Source organism: Lutibacter sp. (assembly GCF_016342705.1).
Classification (GTDB): Bacteria; Bacteroidota; Bacteroidia; order Flavobacteriales; family Flavobacteriaceae; genus Lutibacter.
This window is the reverse complement of record NZ_JAEINV010000003.1, coordinates 115,777-136,127: the sequence shown is the minus strand read 5'-3', so window position 1 is coordinate 136,127 and position 20,351 is coordinate 115,777. Positions and strand designations below refer to the sequence as shown.

Here is a 20,351-nt window from a genome sequence, read left to right as displayed (position 1 = left end):
TCATTTATTTAAATAACAAAAATATAAAAGTTTATAGGTATCAAAAACAATCAAATTAGGCTTGTTGCTTTTTAAATTATATTCGAATGATTTATGAAAATTAATAAATATTCTAACTAAAAGCCTATTTAATTTAATTGCTTTTATTATGTTAAATATTTTTAGAATTTTTATAGACTTTCCAGTTAATAAATCATTATTTCTTAAAAAATTTAAATTTTCTAATGCTTGTTTTGTTTTCTCTAAAAATATTAAATTGTTATCCAATCCAAAATGGCAAACAGGATTATATATATGACTAATACTTATCTTGTTTTTTTTCAAGTCTTCAGCAAAAAGTAAATCTTCATAACCATATTTTGAAATATTTTCATTAAAACTGCAATTTTCAAAAATAGATTTATTTATTAAAATATTTGCGCCTGAAAATTTTTCGTATGGATTAAGAGTCCTCTTGGATACCTGAATTTCTTCTCTTTTTTTACCATAAACCCATCTTAATAATTTACTTGATTCTGGCTTATTTCTTTGATAAACAATTCCACCACAACAAACTCTATTTGAATTTTTCTTTATAAAATCAATATAATTAATTATAAAATTTTTATTTTCTGGAAGTACGTCAGTATCTAAAAAAAGTAACCATTCAAATTTAGATTCCTTTACTAATATATTTCGAATTTTACTTCTGCCTACATTAGTTTTTAACTCTATCAATCTAAAATTAGGAATAATAAAATTAATTTCATTTAAATATTTTTCAGAAGCATCATCAATACAAATTATTTCATACTCAATATTTGCTTTTGACAATTGAAAATTTAATTTGGTAATTAAATTTTCAATATTATAATTATAAACAGGTATTAATATTGAAATCATAGCTAATGTTGACCTCTTTGCTGCACCACTTCAAACAATTCGCCTCCTTCACACTTAATAGTTTTGTGCGGAAACTTTAAAATAATGGCATAATCATGCGTTGCCATTAAAATAGTTTTTCCGCTATCGTGAATTTCTTTTAAAACATTCATTACACCAACTGAAGTTGCCGGATCTAAATTCCCTGTAGGTTCATCTGCTAAAATTAAATCTGGATCATTTAATAACGCTCTGGCAATACCAATACGCTGTTGTTCTCCTCCAGATAATTGAAAAGGCATTTTAAAATCTTTAGTTTCCATTCCAACTTTTCCTAAAACTTCCATAATTTTAGTTTTCATTTTAACATCATCTTTCCAACCTGTTGCTTTTAAAACAAATCGTAAATTTTCAAAAACATTTCTATCATTTAACAATTTAAAATCCTGAAAAACAATACCTAATTTTCTTCGTAAAAATGGAATTTCTTTTTCCTTTAGCGTATTTAAATTAAATCCAACTATACTTCCGGTGCCTTTTTCTAAAGGTAAATCTCCGTACAAAGTTTTCATTAAACTACTTTTACCACTTCCAGTTTTTCCAATTAAATATACAAACTCACCTTCATCAATTTTCAAATTAACATGAGACAAAACCAAGTTATCTCTTTGAAAAATTTGAGCATCTTGCAACATTAAAATATTTTCTGGCATAGGAATTGTTATTTTAAACAAAACTAAATATTTAAATGTAAAGTTTCAACAATTTAGCAGTTAATAATTTTAAAGTTTTTAATCTTAACAAACCAAAAATGTTAATAAAGTTCTTTATTAAAAATATAACGTAGGTATGCAATTTCAATAAAATATTACGTTATTAGAGTATAAGTTTAATACATATAATGTTTATTAAAAATGATAAATAAAAAAGTTGTTCACGTAGTTGTAATGTTTCTAATAACATTTTCAATATCAGCGCAAAAAACCGAAATATACACCAACAATCTTAGAGAATACAATCATGCTGTTGAATTGTATCAAAACAAATCTTATGCAGCTGCACAGCAAAAATTTGAAGAAATAAAACATAATTACGATAATTTATCTGAACAAAAAGCAAATTGCGAATACTATATTGCAAATTCAGCCATAAGACTTGGGCAACAAAATGCCGATGAATTAATGCAAAACTTTGTAGATAAATACCCAACTAGCACAAAAAGAAACGGTGCTTTTTTAGATATTGCAGAATATTATTTTAAAACAGGTAATTACCCTTATGCTACAAAATGGTATGCAAAAGTTAAAACAATAAACCTATCCTTAAAAAAGGAAGAAGAATTTAACTTTAATTACGGATATTCCTTATTTGCTACCAAAAATTTTAAAGAAGCTCAAAGCTATTTTTTAACTTTATTAGATTCTCAAGAATATGGCGCTAGAGCAAAATATTATTATGGCTATATTGCTTATGATACTGACGATTATGTTACTGCCGACAAATATTTAGGTGAAGTTGCCGACAATTCTTCTTTTAAAACTGATGTATCGTATTATTTGGCAGATATGAATTTTAAGTTAGGAAAATTTGACAAAGCTATTGAAAACGGTTTACCATTATTAAAAACTGCCAGAGGTGTTGAACATTCTGAAATTTCAAAAATTGTTGGTGAAAGTTATTTCAATCTTCAAAAATATAATGAAGCATTGCCACATTTAAATAATTACAAAGGAAAAAGAGGTAAATTTAATAATACCGATTTTTACCTATTAGGTTACAGCTATTACAAACAAAAAGATTTTGAAAATGCCATTAACAACTTTAATAAAATTATTGATGGAACAAACAGTGTGGCTCAAAATGCCTATTATCATTTAGCAGAATGTTATTTAAAACTCGATAAAAAACAAGAAGCTTTAAATGCATTTAGAAATGCTTCGCAAATGGAATTTGATTCCGAAATAAAAAAAGACGCTTGGTTAAACTATGCCAAATTAAGTTATGAAATTGGAAATCCTTATAAAAGTGTACCTGATGTTTTAAAAGAATACATTGATTTATATCCAAATTCTACCTCAAAAAATGAAATTAACGATTTAATTATAAGTGCTTACATCACTTCAAAAGATTATAAAGGCGCACTTGATTTCTTAAAAAGTAAAAGAACTACAAAAGAACAAGGTTTGTATCAAAAAGTGGCATTTTACAGAGGTGTTGAGTTATTTAATGAAGAAAATTATTCGGCGGCCAAAGAAAATTTCGAAAATTCTTTAACAGTCACTCAAGATGTAACTACAACCGCACAAGCTACTTATTGGAAAGGTGAAACTAATTACCGATTAAATAATTTTAATGATGCTATTAAAGATTTTAAAAACTTTATTTCAAACAATAGCGCATCTAAAACAACCGAATTTAATGATGTAAATTACAACTTAGGTTACGCCTATTTTAAACAAAAAGAATTTGACAATGCAATTGATCAATTCAAAAAATATATTGGGAAAAGCACTACAGATCCAATCAAAAAAAATGATAGTTATTTAAGAATTGGCGATAGCTATTTTATAACCAGAGATTACAATAACACCATTTCTTTTTACAATAAAGCTATTGAAATGAAAGGTGTTGACACAGATTATGCGCAGTTTCAAAAAGCTATAAGTTATGGCTTAGTTGGTAATGAAAACGCCAAAATTAAAGAGTTAAATTCATTTTTAAATACACATACTAAATCTGGATATAGAGATGATGCGTATTATGTTTTAGGAAATTCTTACATCAATAAAAATGAAAATAATTTAGCCTTAGAAAATTTTGATAAACTAATAACTGGTTTTAAAAGAAGTCCGTTAGTTTCAAAAGCAATGTTAAAAAAAGGTTTGGTGTATTACAATACAGACAGAAACGAACAAGCTTTAACAACTTATAAAACAGTAGTAAAACAGTTTCCAAATTCTGCTGAAGCAAAACAAGCCATTAAAAACTCTCGTCAAATTTATGTAGATTTAGGTAGAGTTGATGAGTATGCAACTTGGGTAAAAGATATAGATTTTGTGAATATTTCTGATGCAGAATTAGACAATGACATGTACGAATCTGCGGAAAAAAAATACTTACAAAACGATCATAAAAAATCTATTTTAAACTTTAAAAAGTATTTGCAAAGTTTTCCAAATGGTTTACATAAAATTCAAGCAAATTTTTACTTGGCGCAATCTTTACAATCTAATAATGAAGCTTCAGAAGCCATAAAATATTATACGTTTGTAATTGATCAAAATCAAAATGAATTTACTGAAAATGCCTTGTATAAATTAGCTGTTATTTATTTAGAAAAAAATAATTGGACAGCCGCAATTCCTGTCTTAGAACGTTTAGAAAAAGAAGCTGAACAAGCACAAAATAGAACCTTTGCTCAATCTAACTTAATGAAAGGTTATTACGCAAAAGAAAATTATTCAAGTGCTGAAAGTTATGCAGAATTAGTTTTAAATGATGCCAAAGTTGAAGACAGAATTAAATCTGACGCCCACATAATAATTGCTCGTTCAGCCATTAAAACCAATAATGAAACCAAAGCAAGAGCAGCTTACAAAAAAGTTGAAGAAATTGCTGGCGGCGAATTGAAAGCCGAAGCGTTATACTATAAAGCTTATTTTGAAAACCAAGACGGAAGCTACAGAGTATCCAATGAAATTGTTCAAAAAATTGCCTCAGATTACGCCGCTTATAAATATTGGGGTGCAAAAGGTTTAATTTTAATGGCTAAAAATTTCAACAAATTAAACGATGCTTACCAAGCAACCTACATTTTAGAAAGTGTTCAAAAAAACTTTGCTGAATTTAAAGATATTGTTGAAGAAGCAAATGCCGAACTTACTAAAATTAAAACCGAACAAGCAAAAACAAACGAATCTGTAAAAAATTAAATTGACGAGTAATAAAATGTACAAAAATTCAATTCCAACATTAAAAAAACATACAATGCAAAAGCTTTTTATAACTTTCATTTCAATTTTAATAACAGGATTTTCTTTTGCTCAAGTAAAAAAAGATACGCTAAAAACCGAAGAAATTGTTGTTGAAAAACCATATACACCAACAATTTCCGATGCCTTTAAAATAAAAATAAATCCAAGTTTGGAAAGCGTTACAAATTTTTCAAAAGAAAAAGTGAACTATAGTATTTTCTCAATTCCTGTAGCCTCCACTTTTACACCTACAAAAGGAAAAGCACAAAATATTGCCAGAGCTCCAAAAGAACAAATTTATCAAAACTATATAACAGCCGGTTTTGGAACGTTTAAAAGTCCACTTCTTGAAGCTTTTATTCATACTGGAGATACACGTTATAATGATTATGGCTTTTTTGTAAAACACGAATCTTCAGAAGGCGGTGTTGAGGATAGTCCGTTAAATGATAATTTTGCAAATACTAGAGTTGATCTTTTTTACAAACAATTTGATAGAGAATTTAATTGGCAAGTAAATGCTGGAGTTCAAAGAAAATTGTATAATTATTATGGTCTTCCAGAAAGTACGGTTTTTGATACTTCTTTCATTGATAATTTAGATGAAAAACAAGTTTATAAAACCATTTATGCTGGAGGAAAAGTTGATGTTGAAGATGGAATTTTTAAAGGCGCAACTGCGGAAGTAATTAATTTTTCAGATAATTATGACAGTAATGAAATACGCTTATTGGCAAAACCAACTATTGAATTTCCAATTTCTTCTGAAATAATTACTTCAGAATTTATGGTAGATATTGTTACTGGTAAATTTCAGCAAGAATATAATTCAATTTCAAACCTAAAACATAGTTTTGTAAATTTAGGAGCTAGTCCAAATTTTGAAGTTTTACGTGAAAACTTAACAATTAATTTAGGTGCTAAAATCTATTATTCTAATGATTTAGAACGAAAAATAAATAAATTTTTTGCATACCCAAATGTTTCAGCATCCTTTAAAATTGTAGATGATATTTTTATTTTATTAGCAGGAGTAAATGGAGATTTAATTCAGAATACCTACAACAGTTTTGCAAATGAAAATCCATACATTTCCCCTACTTTAAATATTCTTCAAACGGACAAACAATATAATGCTTTTGTAGGTGCAAAAGGAAAACTGGCTTCAAATATTGGTTTCAACTTTAATGTGAGCCATAGTAATGAAAAAAATAAACCATTATTTATCCAAAATCAAACAAAAACCGATGGAACTATCACAACTACTGAAAGTTACCAAGCCGGAAATTCTTTTCATGTAATTTATGACGCAATAAAAACGTTAAACTTTTTTGGAGAAATAACCATTGAAGCGTCCAAAGAATTTAATTTTAGCACTACTGTTAATTATGCAAATTACACAACTACCAATGAGTTGGAGGCTTGGAATTTATCTCCAATAACTGCAACTATTTCGGGAGATTTTCAAAAAAACAAATGGTTTGCTGGCGCTAAATTATTTTACCGTGGCGAAACAAAAGATTATGTAATTCCATACACAATGCCTTTTGAAAATGGTTCCATTGTAAAAAATGATTCGTACTTAGATTTAAACTTAAGTGGTGGCTACAATTTTACAGATAGATTAACAGCTTTTGCAAAAATTAACAACGCTTTGGGTAAAAAATACTACCAATTTAATAATTATCAGGTGCAATCTCTACAAGCGTTGGCAGGAATTACTTATAAATTTGATTTGTAAAACATTAAACATATCTTATTTTTTCAAGATTTTTGTGTAGTTTTAAACTTTTAAAAAACTACACAAATAATGAAACACATTTTTACTTGTATTATCTTAATTATCACATTAAGTTCTTGCACTAATGTTAAAAATTCAAAAACTACTGAAAATCAAGTTAATAAAAAAGATTCCATTGTTATTAAAAACATTTTCAACACAGCTTTAACAAATGGACAATCGTACCAATGGTTAGATTATTTATCTAATGAAATTGGAGGTAGATTATCTGGTTCTCACGAATCCATAGCTGCTATTTTATGGGGAGAACGATTAATGCAAGATTTACGTTTTGATAAAGTTTGGTTGCAAGATGTAATGGTTCCAAATTGGTATAGAGGGGAAAAAGAAGAAGCTAGCTTTACTTTAAATACAGAAAAATATAATGTTCCAATTTGTGCTTTGGGAGGTTCTATTCCTACTCCAGTAACTGGAATTACTGGTGAAGTTATTGAAGTTCAAAATTTAGAGGAAGTTGAAAGTTTAGGAGAAAAATTGAGAGGCAAAATTGTATTTTTCAATAGACCTTTTGATAATACACATATACAAACTTTTAAAGCTTATGGAGGTTGTGTAGACCAAAGGTATGCCGGAGCAATGGTTTGTGGTAAATTTGGTGCTATAGGAGCAATTGTTAGATCTATGACAAGTAGTATTGATGATTATCCACATACTGGAGCTATGAGCTACGGAGATATTGCTGAAAATGAAAAAGTTCCAACGGCAGCAATAAGCACAAAAGCAGCAAATTTATTAAGCGAAAAATTAAAAGAAAATCCAACTTTAAAATTTTACTTTAAGCAAAGTTGTAAAACATTACCTGATGAACCATCTCATAACGTAATTGGTGAACTAATAGGAACCGAATTTCCTGATAAAATAATTACTGTTGGTGGTCATATAGATTCCTGGGATTTGGGAGATGGCTCTCATGATGATGGGGCAGGAATTGTGCAATCTATTGAAGTTTTACGTTTATTTAAATTGAACGGAATTAAGCCAAAACATACTATTAGATGTGTTTTATTTATAAATGAAGAAAATGGTTTAAGAGGAGGAAAAAAATATGCCGAAGAAGCTAAAGCTAAAAATGAAAATCATATTGCAGCTTTAGAATCAGATTCTGGAGGATTTACACCTCGCGGTTTTACGTTTGAAGCAACAAATGAAAATGCCGAACTATTTTTAAGCTGGAAACCATTATTAGCACCATACGGTTTAAGTGAAATTGAAGAAGGCCACTCAGGAGCAGATATTGGCCCTTTAAAATCTGAAACAATATCATTATTTGGTTACAGACCAGATTCTCAACGTTATTTCGATTACCATCATGCAGAAACAGATACTTTTGATAAAGTGAATAAAAGAGAGCTAGAACTTGGAGCGGCATCCATGGCTTCTTTAGTATATTTATTAGACACATATTTAAAATAAATACAATGAAAAATTTATACTTTTTTTTAATTTTCTCTTTCGTGTTTTTTTCTTGTACAAAAAAAATTGAAGTTGATACAATTATAATAAATGCCCATATTTATACTGCAAATGATAGTCTTCAAAAAGCTGAAGCCTTCGCCATAAAAGATGGTAAAATAATTGATGTTGGAACTTCAGTGGAAATGCAATTAAAATACTCTCCAATATATATTAATGATGCAAAAGGTAAAACTATAGTTCCTGGATTTATTGATGCACATTGTCATTTTTACGGATTAGGTTTACAACAACAAAAAGTAAATTTAGAAGGCACCAAAAGTTTTGACGAAGTTGTACAACGCATTGTTGATTTTCAAAAAGAAAAAAATGTTACTTATATAACAGGAAGAGGTTGGGATCAGAATGATTGGGAAATAAAGGAATTTCCTTCAAAAGAAAAGCTAGATGAATTATTTCCAAATACACCAATTGCCGTAACCAGAATTGATGGTCACGCAATATTAGCCAATCAAGCTGCTATAGATTTAGCAGGAGTTACAGTAAAAACACCATTTTCTGGTGGAGAAATCATTCAAAAAGATGGAAAACTAACGGGGATTTTTATTGATGCTCCAATGGAATTAATTGAAGCAAAAATTCCTGAACCTACAAAAGCTGAGAAAATTAAAGCATTAAAAGATGCTGAGAATATTTGTATTAACCTTGGCTTAACAACTGTTGATGATGCCGGTTTATCAAAAGAAACTATTGAATTAATTGATAGTTTACAACAAGCTGGAGAATTAATAATAAGAATATATGCCATGGTTTCTGTAAGTGATAAAAATATTGATTATTTCACTAAAAGAGGAATTATAAAAACCGATTTACTGAACGTTCGTTCTTTTAAAGTTTATGCAGATGGTGCTTTGGGATCTCGTGGAGCCGCAATGAAACAACCATATAGCGATCAACATAATCATTTTGGAGCATTAGTTACGCCATTAGCAGATTTGGAACGTTATGCTAAAAAAATTGCAGGTTCCGATTATCAAATGAATACACATGCAATTGGAGATTCTGCAAATTTTGTAATGCTAAAAACTTATAAAGAAGTATTAAATGACAAAAAAGATAGACGTTGGAGAATTGAACACGCCCAAATTGTTGACAAAACAGATTTTCACCTTTTTAATAACATAATTCCATCCGTACAACCCACTCATGCAACAAGTGATATGTATTGGGCTGAAGGCAGAGTTGGTACAGAAAGAATAAAAGGCGCTTATGCTTATAAAGAACTGTTAAACACTTATGGAAAAGTGGCACTTGGTACAGATTTCCCTATTGAAAAAGTAAGTCCGTTGTTGACATTTTATGCGGCTGTGGCTAGAAAAGATTTAAATAATTTTCCTGAAAATGGATTTCAAAAAGAGAATGCTTTAACTAGAGAAGAAACCTTAAAAGGAATGACCATTTGGGCTGCCTACTCTAATTTTGAAGAACAAGAAAAAGGAAGTATTGAAATTGGTAAATTTGCTGATTTTATAGTTATTGATAAAAATATTATGGAAATTGAAGAATCTAAAATTCCGACTATTAAAATTGAGGAAACTTATATTAATGGAGTGAAAGTAAAATAGATTTTTAAACTATTTTTTATACTTTTTAACTGATTCTATTAAATTTTCAGAAAGCTTAAATAACCACTTTAATTGTTCTGAAACTAATAGTATTTCTTTCAGTTGACTTCCCGTTTTTGCGGAATGTTCTTCGCCTTGAGCAATTTCAAAATCTCTTTTATCAGAAAGTTCATTAAATGTTTTTTCATAAGAATTTTCAGCATCTTCAATTGATGTTTCTGCCAATTTATGAGAAATTTCAGTATCTTCTAAAATGCTAATTGCTGTTTTTATATTAGAGCATATTCTTTCAACAAAAACATCAAATTCAATAGGTACAGTAGATGTTTTATTATTTCTAAAATAGGTTCCTAATGAAGTAAGTGACGATAAAAAAGTATTGTTAAAAACAGTAATTTCATAAATAGTAGAAAGTTCTAGTTGTTTAGATTTTGGATCTTGGCTCAATCTTTGAAAAGCTGAATTCATTTCTGCAATATCTAAAAACGCTTTCTTTCTAATCACTTTATAAGTTGTTGAAACCTCGCCTTTTGCATGATAAAATGACGCTATTTCTTTCAAAAACAATTGATTAGATTTTATAGCGTTTATAAAATATTCATGAATATTTTGAAACTGCCAAGAAGGCCATAAAAAATAGGTTGCCGAAAATGCCAATGCTGCGCCAATAAGAGTATCAATAATTCTAAATTGAATAACCGATAAAATATTTGGTTCAAACAAAGCATATACAAAAACCACATTTAACGTAATAAATACGGCTGCATTTCTATAATTTAATTGAACTAATGAAAAAGCCAAAGGCAATGATATTGTTGCAATTATACCATAAACTACAGGGTTTTGAGTGAATAAGATTACCACAGCGGCAATTGTTGCGCCAATTAATGTACCAATAACTCTATGAATAGATCTGGTTTTTGTTAACCCAAAGCTTGGTCGCATTATTACGGCTATGGTTAATAAAATCCAATATGGATTTTGCATTGAAAATAATTTTCCAATTATAAAACCAATAATTGTAATAATAGCTAAACGCAAAGAATGCTTAAAAATAGGAGAACTAAATGTGAAATTCTCTGTTAACTTTTTAAAGTCGTAATCCTGCGGAGTTAAAAAACGTGTTGCTTCCTTAACGCTTAAAATCTTATCATTGGTTGCATAATTATTTAAAATTCGTTCTAAAGAAATAACATTTTGAACTTGTTTTTCTTGGTAGTTTTTTAAATTTAATAACATTAATGTACCAAATCTAGCTTTTGGCATTGTTACTAAAATTCTATATAAATCAATATTTCGTTCAATATTTTTTATAATTGAAGGTATTTCAGTATTTGGTTTTAATTCTTCTTCTTTTCTAATAACTCTAGAAATATGATCTAATTGATGTGATATTTCATACATTAATTTTTTAAAATCCTCAATTTTTTCTTTATGCTTTTCAAAAACTACATCAAATTTTTCATAATCAACTGGATTTGCAACAGCCAATTCTAAAACATCAACCAATTGCGTAAATAACAGTTGTTGTCTTCTAACTTTATTAGATAATGTATTTTTACTTTGTGAAGTTAAAATAATATCTCTTAAAGTTTCATGATGCTCATTAATTTCAAATTGTAGTTTAAATAGCTTCTGAAACAATTCGTTTCTATCAGTTGTACAAAGCAGCAAATCTCCTCTCACTCTTAAATAATCAGCCGTTTTTTCTATGGTTTTAATAAAAAATTGATCGGTTTGAATTTTAGGAAATAATCGTGTTTTTAAAAATGTTAACATTAAATACCACAAACCACCCAAAGCTATTAAACTTGCATGTTGCAGTAAACTTTCTTTAGAATAATCTCTGGTAAAACTTAATATAATTGATAGTAAACCTACAAATGAAATTAACGAAGCTCTAAAACCAAAAACAGCAATATACGATACTGCAAAAACTGAAATTCCTAAAATTGGCAGCAACAACCAAAAAATAGTTGCAATTGAACCAAATAATAATGTTAAACTAAACGATAAAAATGTAGCAATTAAAATACCGAAAAAAACGTGTTTTGTGCTTCCTGGAACGTCTGCAGGCGCACAAAATAAAACGCCTAACGCAATACTAAACCCAAAATGAATATCTTGTAAAAAGTATTTACTTAAAAAAACAGGAATTAATATGGCAATTGCCATTACAATTCCTTTTAAAAAATCTAAACTTTTAAAAAACCGTTTTAAAACTTCCAATTGTATATATTTTGAAAGTTCAAATTTACGCAGTATTATTTTTATCTAACAACTATTGAAATATTTATTAGTAGATTTATCAAGTAAATAACCATTGTATTATAAATGATCTTCCATAAACATCCATACAAACCATTTATTCCAAAAAACGCAACAAAATTAATAGTAGGAACTTTACCTCCGCCAAGATTTTCGTTAGGAAATTTAAAACAAGGTGATGTTGATTTTTGCTATGGAAGTATTGATGGGCAATTATGGAAAATTTTAAATGAAATATACTCTTTGAATTTACAATTTGAAACTACCGATTTTGCTATTGAACAACGAAAAGATTTTTTAATTAAAAACAACATTGGTATTTGTGATATTGTTGAATCTTGTGAACGTAAAAAAATAGATGCTTCCGATATTGGGATGGAAAATATTCAACTACGCGATATGCTTTTTTATTTGAAAAAAAATCCAACAGTTACTTCGTTGCTTTTAACTGGCGGAAATAGTAAAAATGGTCCAGAATACCATTTACGAAAACAATTAAAAGCCCATAACATTCCTTTAAAAACGATTTCATTAGAGACACCAAAAATTCATCATTTTGAAATTGATAATACCAGAATTATTGAAGTAATTTCTTTAACAGCGCCAACAGGAACAGCAAACAGAGCAGTTGGAAGTAATCCAGAATATAAATTATTAAAAAAACAAAACCCTAACTTCAATACATTTGACTTTAGGGTTTTACAGTATAAAAAATACTTTTAACTATTTGTGTGAACCATCACAAAATGGGCCATTTTTAGTAGCTTTACACGTACATAAATGTTTTGTTTCAGACTTTTCAGCTATAAAAACATTCGGACTCATTCCTTGTCCTTTATGTTTTCCATCACAAAAAGGTTGACTTTCAGACAAACCACATGTACACCAAGCATATCTCTTTCCTTCTTCTAATTCAATTTTTATTGGCGCATCTCCTGCTCTTTTTGGTAATTCCATTTTTTATTTTTTTAGTTAATTTATAAAGTTAATCCTTTAAAATTGCACTTACAAACTTATCTATACTGTTTACTCCATTTTGTGAAAGATGATTCACAAAAGCTGAACCAATAATTGCTCCTTTAGCAAATTTAGTAGCTTGCTGAAAAGTTGCAGCGTTTGAAATACCAAAACCAATAATTTGCGGTGCTTTTAAATTCATTGCTGAAATACGTTTAAAATATTCATTTTGAACAGCACCAAAACTATTTTTAGAACCCGTTACACTTGCTGAACTTACCATATAAATAAATCCGTTTGATATTTCATCAATAAATTTAATACGTTCATCTGAGGTTTGAGGTGTAATTAAAAATACGTTTATTAAACCATATTTTTCAAATATTACTTTAAAATTATCGTTGTATTCATTTACTGGTAAATCAGGAATAATTAATCCATCAATCCCAATTTCAGCACATTTTTTACAAAACTCTTCAATTCCGTATTGCATCATAGGGTTAAAATATCCCATAATAATTAACGGAATTGATACCGTTTTTCTAATATCTTTTAACTGATCAAATAAAACCGATGTTGTCATTCCATTATTTAAAGCAGTAGTTGAGCTCGCCTGAATTGTAGGACCATCAGCCAGAGGATCACTAAAAGGTAATCCAATTTCAATCATATCAACACCACTTTTTTCTAACTTTTCTATAATGGAAACGGTATCTGTTAAAGTTGGAAAACCTGCTGTAAAATAAATAGACAGCAACTTTTTACTTTCTTGTAATTTATTATTTATTCTGTTCATTATTTTACAACTTAAAATATTTAATATACGTATCTAAATCTTTATCACCTCTTCCAGATAAATTCAAAACAACAACATCATTTTCCTTAAACGTTTTTGAATTAAAAACTGCCAATGCATGTGAACTTTCAATTGCTGGAATAATTCCTTCTAATTTACAAAGGTCCAACCCTGCCTGCATTGCTTCAGCATCGGTAATTGAAATAAATTCTGCACGTTTAGATTTGCATAAATGAGCGTGTAATGGACCAACTCCTGGGTAATCCAATCCGGCGGAAATTGAATATGGCTCAGTAATTTGTCCGTCTTTAGTTTGCATCAATAAGGTTTTACTTCCATGAATAATTCCTTCGTTACCTAAAACACTAGTTGCGGCACTTTCTCCTGAATTCACCCCCAAACCTGCTGCTTCAACTGCAATTAATTGTACACTTTCTTCATCTAAATAATGATAAAATGCACCGGCCGCATTACTTCCACCTCCCACACATGCAATTACATAATCTGGATTTTCTTTTCCTTCTTTTTCTTTTAACTGCCATTTCATTTCTTCAGAAATAACCGATTGAAATCGAGCCACCATATCTGGATACGGATGTGGCCCAACAACAGAACCAATAATATAATGTGTATCAACTGGATTGTTAATCCAATCTCTAATCGCCTCATTTGTAGCATCTTTCAATGTTCTACTTCCTGATAACGCTGGAACAACTGTTGCGCCTAACATTTTCATACGCGCAACATTTGGCGCCTGACGCGCAATATCAATTTCGCCCATATACACAATGCATTCAAGTCCCATTAAAGCGCAAACTGTAGCTGTTGCAACTCCATGTTGCCCCGCGCCTGTTTCGGCAATAATTCTATTTTTACCTAAACGTTTTGCCATTAAAATTTGCCCAATTGTGTTATTCACTTTATGTGCTCCAGTATGACAAAGATCTTCTCGTTTTAAATAAATTTTTGTGTTGGATTTTTCTGATAATCTTTTAGCAAAATATAATGGTGTTGGTCTTCCAACATATTCTTTTAATAAGCTTTGAAATTCCTTTTGGAAAGAAGGTTCTTGCATTATTTGAACATATTTAAGACGTAATTCTTCAACATTTGGATATAACATTTCTGGAATATAGGCTCCGCCAAATTCCCCATAATACCCATTTTCATCTACAAAATAATTCATAATAAATTTTGTTTAAATTCTTTAATATCATCTATATTTTTTAGTCCTGGCTTTAATTCAAAACCACTATTTACATCAACTCCAGCAAAAGCTTTGTGCTTTATTTTAACAATTTCAGTGCTATCAATTTTAGAAATCCCTCCACTCAATAAAAACGGTGTATTCCCTTTATATTTTGAAAGAATTTCCCAATTAAATTTCACTCCGTTTCCACCATAATCTTTTCCTTTGGTATCAAAAATAAAATAGTCACAAATTTGTTCAAATTGTTCCGTTTTTGAAAAGTCAAAATTTTCATCAACTGAAAAAGCTTTAATAACCCCTAACTGAAATGGCTCCATAAAGCCATCATTAACTTGTTGACTTTTTGCTAATTGCAAACAAAACTCAGACGATTCATCTCCGTGTAATTGCACATAATCTAAATTATATGTACTTACCGTTTTTAAAATATTTTCGGTAGTTTCATTTACAAAAACACCCACCTTTTTTATATATAACGGAATTTTAGTTTTTGGAAAATCACTCACAAATCGTTTAGATTTATCATAAAAAATAAAACCAATAAAATCTGGTTCCAAAGCTATTAAACTTTGAAGATTTTCTGATTCTCGCATTCCACAAACTTTAATTTTCATTTTTATCTAATTTGAGAAATAAATTCTTGACAAGCATATCCAGGATCTTCAGTTTTCATAAAATTTTCACCAATTAAAAATCCTTGAAATCCATATTCTTTTAAACCAGTTATAATTCTTGGATCGGAAATACCGCTTTCTGAAACTTTTATACAACTACTTGGAATTTGACTAGCTAATTCTATAGAATGTTCTAAATCCACTTCAAAAGTTTTTAAATTACGGTTATTAATTCCGATAATTTTATTGTCTAATTCAATTTTATCGAGTTCTTCTTTACTGTGCACTTCATACAATACATCTAACCCTAAATCTTCTGCTAATTTTCCGTAATTTTTTAATTCTTCTTTAGTTAAAAAAGCAGCTATTAATAAAATTACATCGGCACCAATAGCTTTAGCTTCAACTATTTGAAAGCCATCAACAATAAAATCTTTTCTTAAAATTGGTGTTAAATCATTTACAGCACGTGCCTGCATCAAATCTAAAATAGTACCACCAAAAAAATGAGTATCTGTTAAAATAGATTGCGCTGCAACTTTGGCTTTTAAATAACCTTCGGTAACATCTACCACCGAAACTTTATCGTTTATAATTCCTTTTGAAGGAGATTGCCTTTTAAACTCAGCAATAATTCCAGTTGACCCATTTATTAATAAAGATTCTTTTAATGAAAGTGGTTTCCGCTTAAAACCCGGACTTTTTACTAATTTTTCAACTAAAACTTCTCTTTTTAATTGAGCAATTTCTTTCTTTTTATATGCTATAATTTTATCTAAAACGTTCATTTTAACTTACTAATTTAGTTAAACATTCCTTTGCTTTTAATGCTAGTAATGAGTCTTTTGCCTCTTCAAAGGCGTCTTCAAAAGTTTTATTGCTATCAAAAGTTTTTAATGCAAAAGCTGCATTTGCCAAAACCACATTGTTTTGAGCTTCTGTTCCTTTTCCTTCAATAATTGAAATAAATATTTTTGCAGATTCTTCAACCGTATTTCCTCCAAAAATTTGAGATTGATTTAATCTCTTTAACCCTAAATCTTCTGGCGTAATTTGCGCTTCATTGTTTTTAGTAAATAACTTAAAACCACTTGTTAATGAAATCTCGTCGTACCCATCTATACTATGAACTATCCCATAATTCTGAGCTGTTTCTTGCAATAAATAGTTATAAATTCTAGCAATTTCTAAATTAAAAACACCTACTAATTGATTTTGAGGGTTGCTTGGATTTACAATTGGTCCTAACATATTAAAAAATGTTTTAATACCTAATTCTTTTCTAATAGGCCCAACTGCTTTCATTGCCGGATGAAAAAGTGGTGCATGTAAAAAACAAATGTTTGCTTTATCTATTTGGGATTTTAAAATGTCTTGATTATTTGTGAATTTATATCCTAAATACTCCAACATATTTGAAGAACCACTTACTGATGAGGCACTATAATTTCCGTGCTTTGCAACTTTATTTCCGGTTCCTGCAACCACAAATGAAGTTAATGTAGATATGTTAAAAGTATCTTTTCCATCTCCTCCAGTACCACATAAATCTATGGTGTTAAATTCAGATAAGTCAATTTTAACTGCTAATTCTAGCAAAGCTTCTCTAAAACCAGCCAATTCATTTACTGAAATTGGTCTCATCATAAAAACAGTTAAAAATGATGCTAAATGAGCTTTATTAAATTTTTCACTTGCTATTTCAATTAACACTTTTTTCGCTTCTTTTTTAGTTAAGCGTTGTTGTTCAAATAATTTATTTAAAATTGTTTTCATACTCATTCTATTTATTTGCTTCAATAAAATTACGAACCATTTGCTCTCCCAAAGGAGTTAAAATAGATTCCGGATGAAATTGTACTGCGCTAATATTATGCACTTTATGTTGTAACGACATAATATCTCCAAACTCATCAACCGATGTGATTTCTAATTCTTTTGGAAAATCATGTTTTGCTGCAATCCAAGAATGATACCGTGCAGCTTCAAATTCTGTTGGAATATCTTTATAAATTACCGCATCAAAGTTTGTGATAGACATTTTAGTTGCTACGCCATGAAAAACTGAGTCTAAATTTTGTAAACTACCTCCAAAAACTTCGGTAATTGCTTGTAAACCTAAACAAACACCAAAAATTGGTTTTTTACCCGCATACGCTTTTATGGTTTCTTTTAAAATACCAGCTTCATCTGGTATTCCAGGTCCTGGTGATAAAAAAATTAAATCATACTCATTAATTGCTTCTATTGAAATTTCATCATTTCTAAATACAGATGGATATTCACCTGTTATATCTTCAACCATATGTACTAGGTTGTAAGTAAATGAATCATAATTATCTAATATTAAAATTTTCATAGTTTTAAATTTTTTCTGCTAAGATTAATGCTTTTTTCAAAGCAGCCAATTTATTATTAACCTCTTGTAATTCACCCTCTTCTGTTGAATTTATAACAATTCCTGCTCCGGCCTGATAAAACAATGTATTGTTTTTGCTTACAAATGAACGAATGGCAATTGCTAAATTCACTGAATTATCTAGCCCAATAAATCCAACTGCTCCACCATAAAAACCTCTTGATTGGTTTTCATACGTATCTATTAATTCCATTGCTTTAAATTTTGGAGCTCCACTTAAGGTTCCTGCTGGAAAAGTGTCTCCCACAATTTCAATAGCTCTCCCTTTTGGTTTTCCTTGAACCGTAGAAACTAAATGAATTACGTGACTAAAATATTGAACTTCTTTAAAAACCTCCACAGTAACATTACTGGCGTGTTTACTTAAATCGTTTCTTGCTAAATCTACTAACATTACATGTTCAGCATTTTCCTTTTTATCTTTTGATAGTTTTTCACCTAAAGCAATATCTGAAGTCAAATCTCCTGTTCTTTTAAATGTTCCGGCAATTGGATTAATAATTGCTTTCTCTTCATTTATTTTAATTTGAGCTTCTGGTGAAGATCCCATTAATTTAAAACTTCCATAATCGAAATAAAATAAATATGGTGAAGGATTTATTGAACGTAAGGCTCTATATACATTAAACTCATCGCCTTTATATTTTTGTTGAAATTGACGTGATAACACCAATTGAAAAACATCGCCTCGTTTACAATGCTTTTTTGCTTTGGTAACATTGTTTTTAAACTCACTATCTGTACAGTTTGACTGTTCCTTTCCAACAGATGCATATGTATACAATCCATATGTACTTGAATTAATTAAGGTTTCAATTTCATGAATTCTCGATTTTTCTCCTTCTTCAATATTTTCAATTAAAGTTAATTCTTCATTAAAATGATTGATTGCAATAATAAATCTAAAAAAACTAAACTGTAAATCTGGAATTTCAGATGGCGCTTTTGTAGCCTTCAGCTTTATGGTTTCAAAATATTGAACCGAGTTGTATGAAATGTAACCATAAAACCCATTATAAGATTTTACTGATTCATGACAATCTACAGCTAAAGTTTTAGTGTAATTTTGAAAAATATTATAAAAATCTCTATTAATTTCTTTCATATCAATTACACTATTTTTATACGTATAATAAAACTTGTTTTTATCTGCTTTTAAAGTGACTATTGGCTCAATACAAATAAACGTATAACTCTCTTCCTTACTGTGATAATCAGAACTTTCCAACAACAAACTATTGGCATACTTGTCTCTAATTTTTGAATACAATCCAACCGGAGTTACTGTATCTGCCAATTGTTGTTTTGTTATTGTTTTAAATTTTAATTGTTTCATATTTCTTGAAATAAAAAAGGACTTATCTTGCGATAAGTCCTTTCATTTATATTTTTAAAATAATAAATATAGTAGTTGCTTCTCGCTTATTGTTTAAGAGAGTTCCACCACCAATTCATATTTACGTTATTGTCCTTCATTTGATTTAGCAAAAGTAACATAGATTTTTAAATGAGCAAATAAATCATAAAAAAATATTATCTTTAATAACGATAAAGTTTAAAAAAATGAAAAATATTTACAAGCTTTCACTATTAATTGCATTTTTTATATCATTTTCTACTTTTTCTCAAGAAAAATTAAAAGGAAATAAAGATGTTACTAACATTGATAGAAATATTTCCAATTTTGAAAAATTAGAAATTATTGATGATGTTGATATTTATTTAACTTTTGGAGAATCACAATCGGTTTTTGTTGAAACTGATTCTAATTTACAAGAAGTTGTTACAACTGAAGTAAAAAATGGTGTTTTAAACATTAAAACGGATAATAAAATTGGACGTAAAAAAGAATTAATTGTTCATATTAAATTAAATAAAAACTTTAAAGAAATATCTGCTTATAATAATGTAAATGTAACTTCAAAAAGTTTATTGATTATTGATTCATTACAAATAAATGCTTTTGATAATGCGGATTTTAATTTGAATTTAAATTCTAAAGAAGTTCAGTTAAACTGTAAAAAAACAAGCAATCTAAAACTGGAAGTCCTGTGTAATGAAATAACAATAACTTCAGAAGAATCTAGTAATTTTAAAGGTACTATTCAAGCCAAATCCTTAAATATCCATTTGTTAGATAAAGCCAGTATTAATATTACCGGAAGCGCTAACGATATTGAAACAGAATCACTCGGAAACAGCTCTTTTAAAGGTAGTGATTTTAAGGTAAGTAATGCAATTATTAAAGCTACTAATGATTCTAAAATTTACATTAATGCATCGCAAAACATTGATGTTTTTGCAAGAAACTCATCTGAAATTTATATATACTCTAACCCAAAAATTCAGTTAAAAGAATTTTTTGATAGGGCTACACTTTATAAAAGAGAAGTCGATAAAAAATTATTTTAAT

At 28.9% G+C, this 20,351-nt stretch carries 17 protein-coding genes; 6 read left to right on the top strand and 11 right to left on the bottom strand.

Translation table 11 applies throughout. From position 1 onward, the window contains the following. On the bottom strand, window positions 1–882 hold the full coding sequence (locus tag JEY78_RS04230) for a glycosyltransferase (protein ID WP_291847061.1): 882 nt from the start codon (window positions 880–882) through the stop codon (window positions 1–3). 2 nt (window positions 883–884) lie between these two features. After that, window positions 885–1,574, bottom strand: coding sequence for a cell division ATP-binding protein FtsE (locus tag JEY78_RS04225; RefSeq protein ID WP_291847059.1), 690 nt, complete (start codon window positions 1,572–1,574; stop codon window positions 885–887). Window positions 1,575–1,775: 201 nt separating this feature from the next. On the opposite strand from JEY78_RS04225, the gene JEY78_RS04220 reads away from it, so the two are divergent. From JEY78_RS04220 to JEY78_RS04205, 4 genes are all read left to right on the top strand, one after another. Continuing rightward, the gene (locus tag JEY78_RS04220) at window positions 1,776–4,793 is read left to right on the top strand and encodes a tetratricopeptide repeat protein (protein WP_291847055.1); all 3,018 of its coding nucleotides are present in this window, start codon (window positions 1,776–1,778) and stop codon (window positions 4,791–4,793) included. A gap of 55 nt (window positions 4,794–4,848) precedes the next feature. Next, entirely contained in the window at window positions 4,849–6,576 is a 1,728-nt protein-coding gene (locus tag JEY78_RS04215) for a TonB-dependent receptor (RefSeq protein ID WP_291847054.1), read from the top strand. A 69-nt stretch (window positions 6,577–6,645) separates the two neighbouring features. Beyond that, window positions 6,646–8,049: a M20/M25/M40 family metallo-hydrolase gene (locus JEY78_RS04210; protein ID WP_291847052.1), complete on the top strand. Its 1,404-nt coding sequence runs from the start codon at window positions 6,646–6,648 to the stop codon at window positions 8,047–8,049. Between the two features lie 5 nt (window positions 8,050–8,054). After that, entirely contained in the window at window positions 8,055–9,674 is a 1,620-nt protein-coding gene (locus tag JEY78_RS04205; protein WP_291847050.1) for an amidohydrolase, read from the top strand. Between the two features lie 9 nt (window positions 9,675–9,683). Here the strand turns inward: JEY78_RS04205 and JEY78_RS04200 are convergent, their stop codons facing one another. Next, entirely contained in the window at window positions 9,684–11,903 is a 2,220-nt protein-coding gene (locus JEY78_RS04200) for an FUSC family membrane protein (RefSeq protein WP_291847047.1), read from the bottom strand. Between the two features lie 105 nt (window positions 11,904–12,008). Here JEY78_RS04200 and JEY78_RS04195 point away from each other — a divergent pair, with 105 nt between their 5' ends. Then, entirely contained in the window at window positions 12,009–12,665 is a 657-nt protein-coding gene (locus JEY78_RS04195) for a uracil-DNA glycosylase family protein (protein WP_291847045.1), read from the top strand. Here the strand turns inward: JEY78_RS04195 and JEY78_RS04190 are convergent, their stop codons facing one another. Genes JEY78_RS04190 through JEY78_RS04155 form a run of 8 tightly spaced genes read right to left on the bottom strand, consistent with a single transcriptional unit; the run spans window position 12,666 to window position 19,274 of the window. Next, entirely contained in the window at window positions 12,666–12,899 is a 234-nt protein-coding gene (locus tag JEY78_RS04190; protein ID WP_291847043.1) for a CDGSH iron-sulfur domain-containing protein, read from the bottom strand. 28 nt (window positions 12,900–12,927) lie between these two features. Then, window positions 12,928–13,695: a tryptophan synthase subunit alpha gene (gene trpA / locus JEY78_RS04185; protein ID WP_291847041.1), complete on the bottom strand. Its 768-nt coding sequence runs from the start codon at window positions 13,693–13,695 to the stop codon at window positions 12,928–12,930. Window positions 13,696–13,699: 4 nt separating this feature from the next. Continuing rightward, window positions 13,700–14,881 carry a tryptophan synthase subunit beta gene (trpB, locus tag JEY78_RS04180; protein WP_291847039.1) on the bottom strand — a complete coding sequence of 394 codons (1,182 nt, stop codon included), beginning with the start codon at window positions 14,879–14,881 and terminating at the stop codon, window positions 13,700–13,702. Further along, on the bottom strand, window positions 14,878–15,519 hold the full coding sequence (locus JEY78_RS04175) for a phosphoribosylanthranilate isomerase (protein ID WP_291847038.1): 642 nt from the start codon (window positions 15,517–15,519) through the stop codon (window positions 14,878–14,880). The genes trpB and JEY78_RS04175 overlap by 4 nt, the downstream gene beginning before the upstream one ends. 2 nt (window positions 15,520–15,521) lie before the next feature. Next, window positions 15,522–16,307 (bottom strand): indole-3-glycerol phosphate synthase TrpC, encoded by a 786-nt coding sequence (gene trpC / locus JEY78_RS04170; RefSeq protein ID WP_291847036.1) that lies wholly within the window; start codon window positions 16,305–16,307, stop codon window positions 15,522–15,524. Window position 16,308: 1 nt separating this feature from the next. Continuing rightward, window positions 16,309–17,295 carry an anthranilate phosphoribosyltransferase gene (gene trpD / locus JEY78_RS04165; protein ID WP_291847034.1) on the bottom strand — a complete coding sequence of 329 codons (987 nt, stop codon included), beginning with the start codon at window positions 17,293–17,295 and terminating at the stop codon, window positions 16,309–16,311. 7 nt (window positions 17,296–17,302) lie between these two features. Then, on the bottom strand, window positions 17,303–17,878 hold the full coding sequence (locus tag JEY78_RS04160) for an aminodeoxychorismate/anthranilate synthase component II (protein ID WP_291847032.1): 576 nt from the start codon (window positions 17,876–17,878) through the stop codon (window positions 17,303–17,305). A 4-nt stretch (window positions 17,879–17,882) separates the two neighbouring features. Beyond that, on the bottom strand, window positions 17,883–19,274 hold the full coding sequence (locus JEY78_RS04155) for an anthranilate synthase component I family protein (protein WP_291847029.1): 1,392 nt from the start codon (window positions 19,272–19,274) through the stop codon (window positions 17,883–17,885). Window positions 19,275–19,501: 227 nt separating this feature from the next. On the opposite strand from JEY78_RS04155, the gene JEY78_RS04150 reads away from it, so the two are divergent. Next, the gene (locus tag JEY78_RS04150; protein WP_291847026.1) at window positions 19,502–20,350 is read left to right on the top strand and encodes a DUF2807 domain-containing protein; all 849 of its coding nucleotides are present in this window, start codon (window positions 19,502–19,504) and stop codon (window positions 20,348–20,350) included. Window position 20,351: the final 1 nt, after the last annotated feature.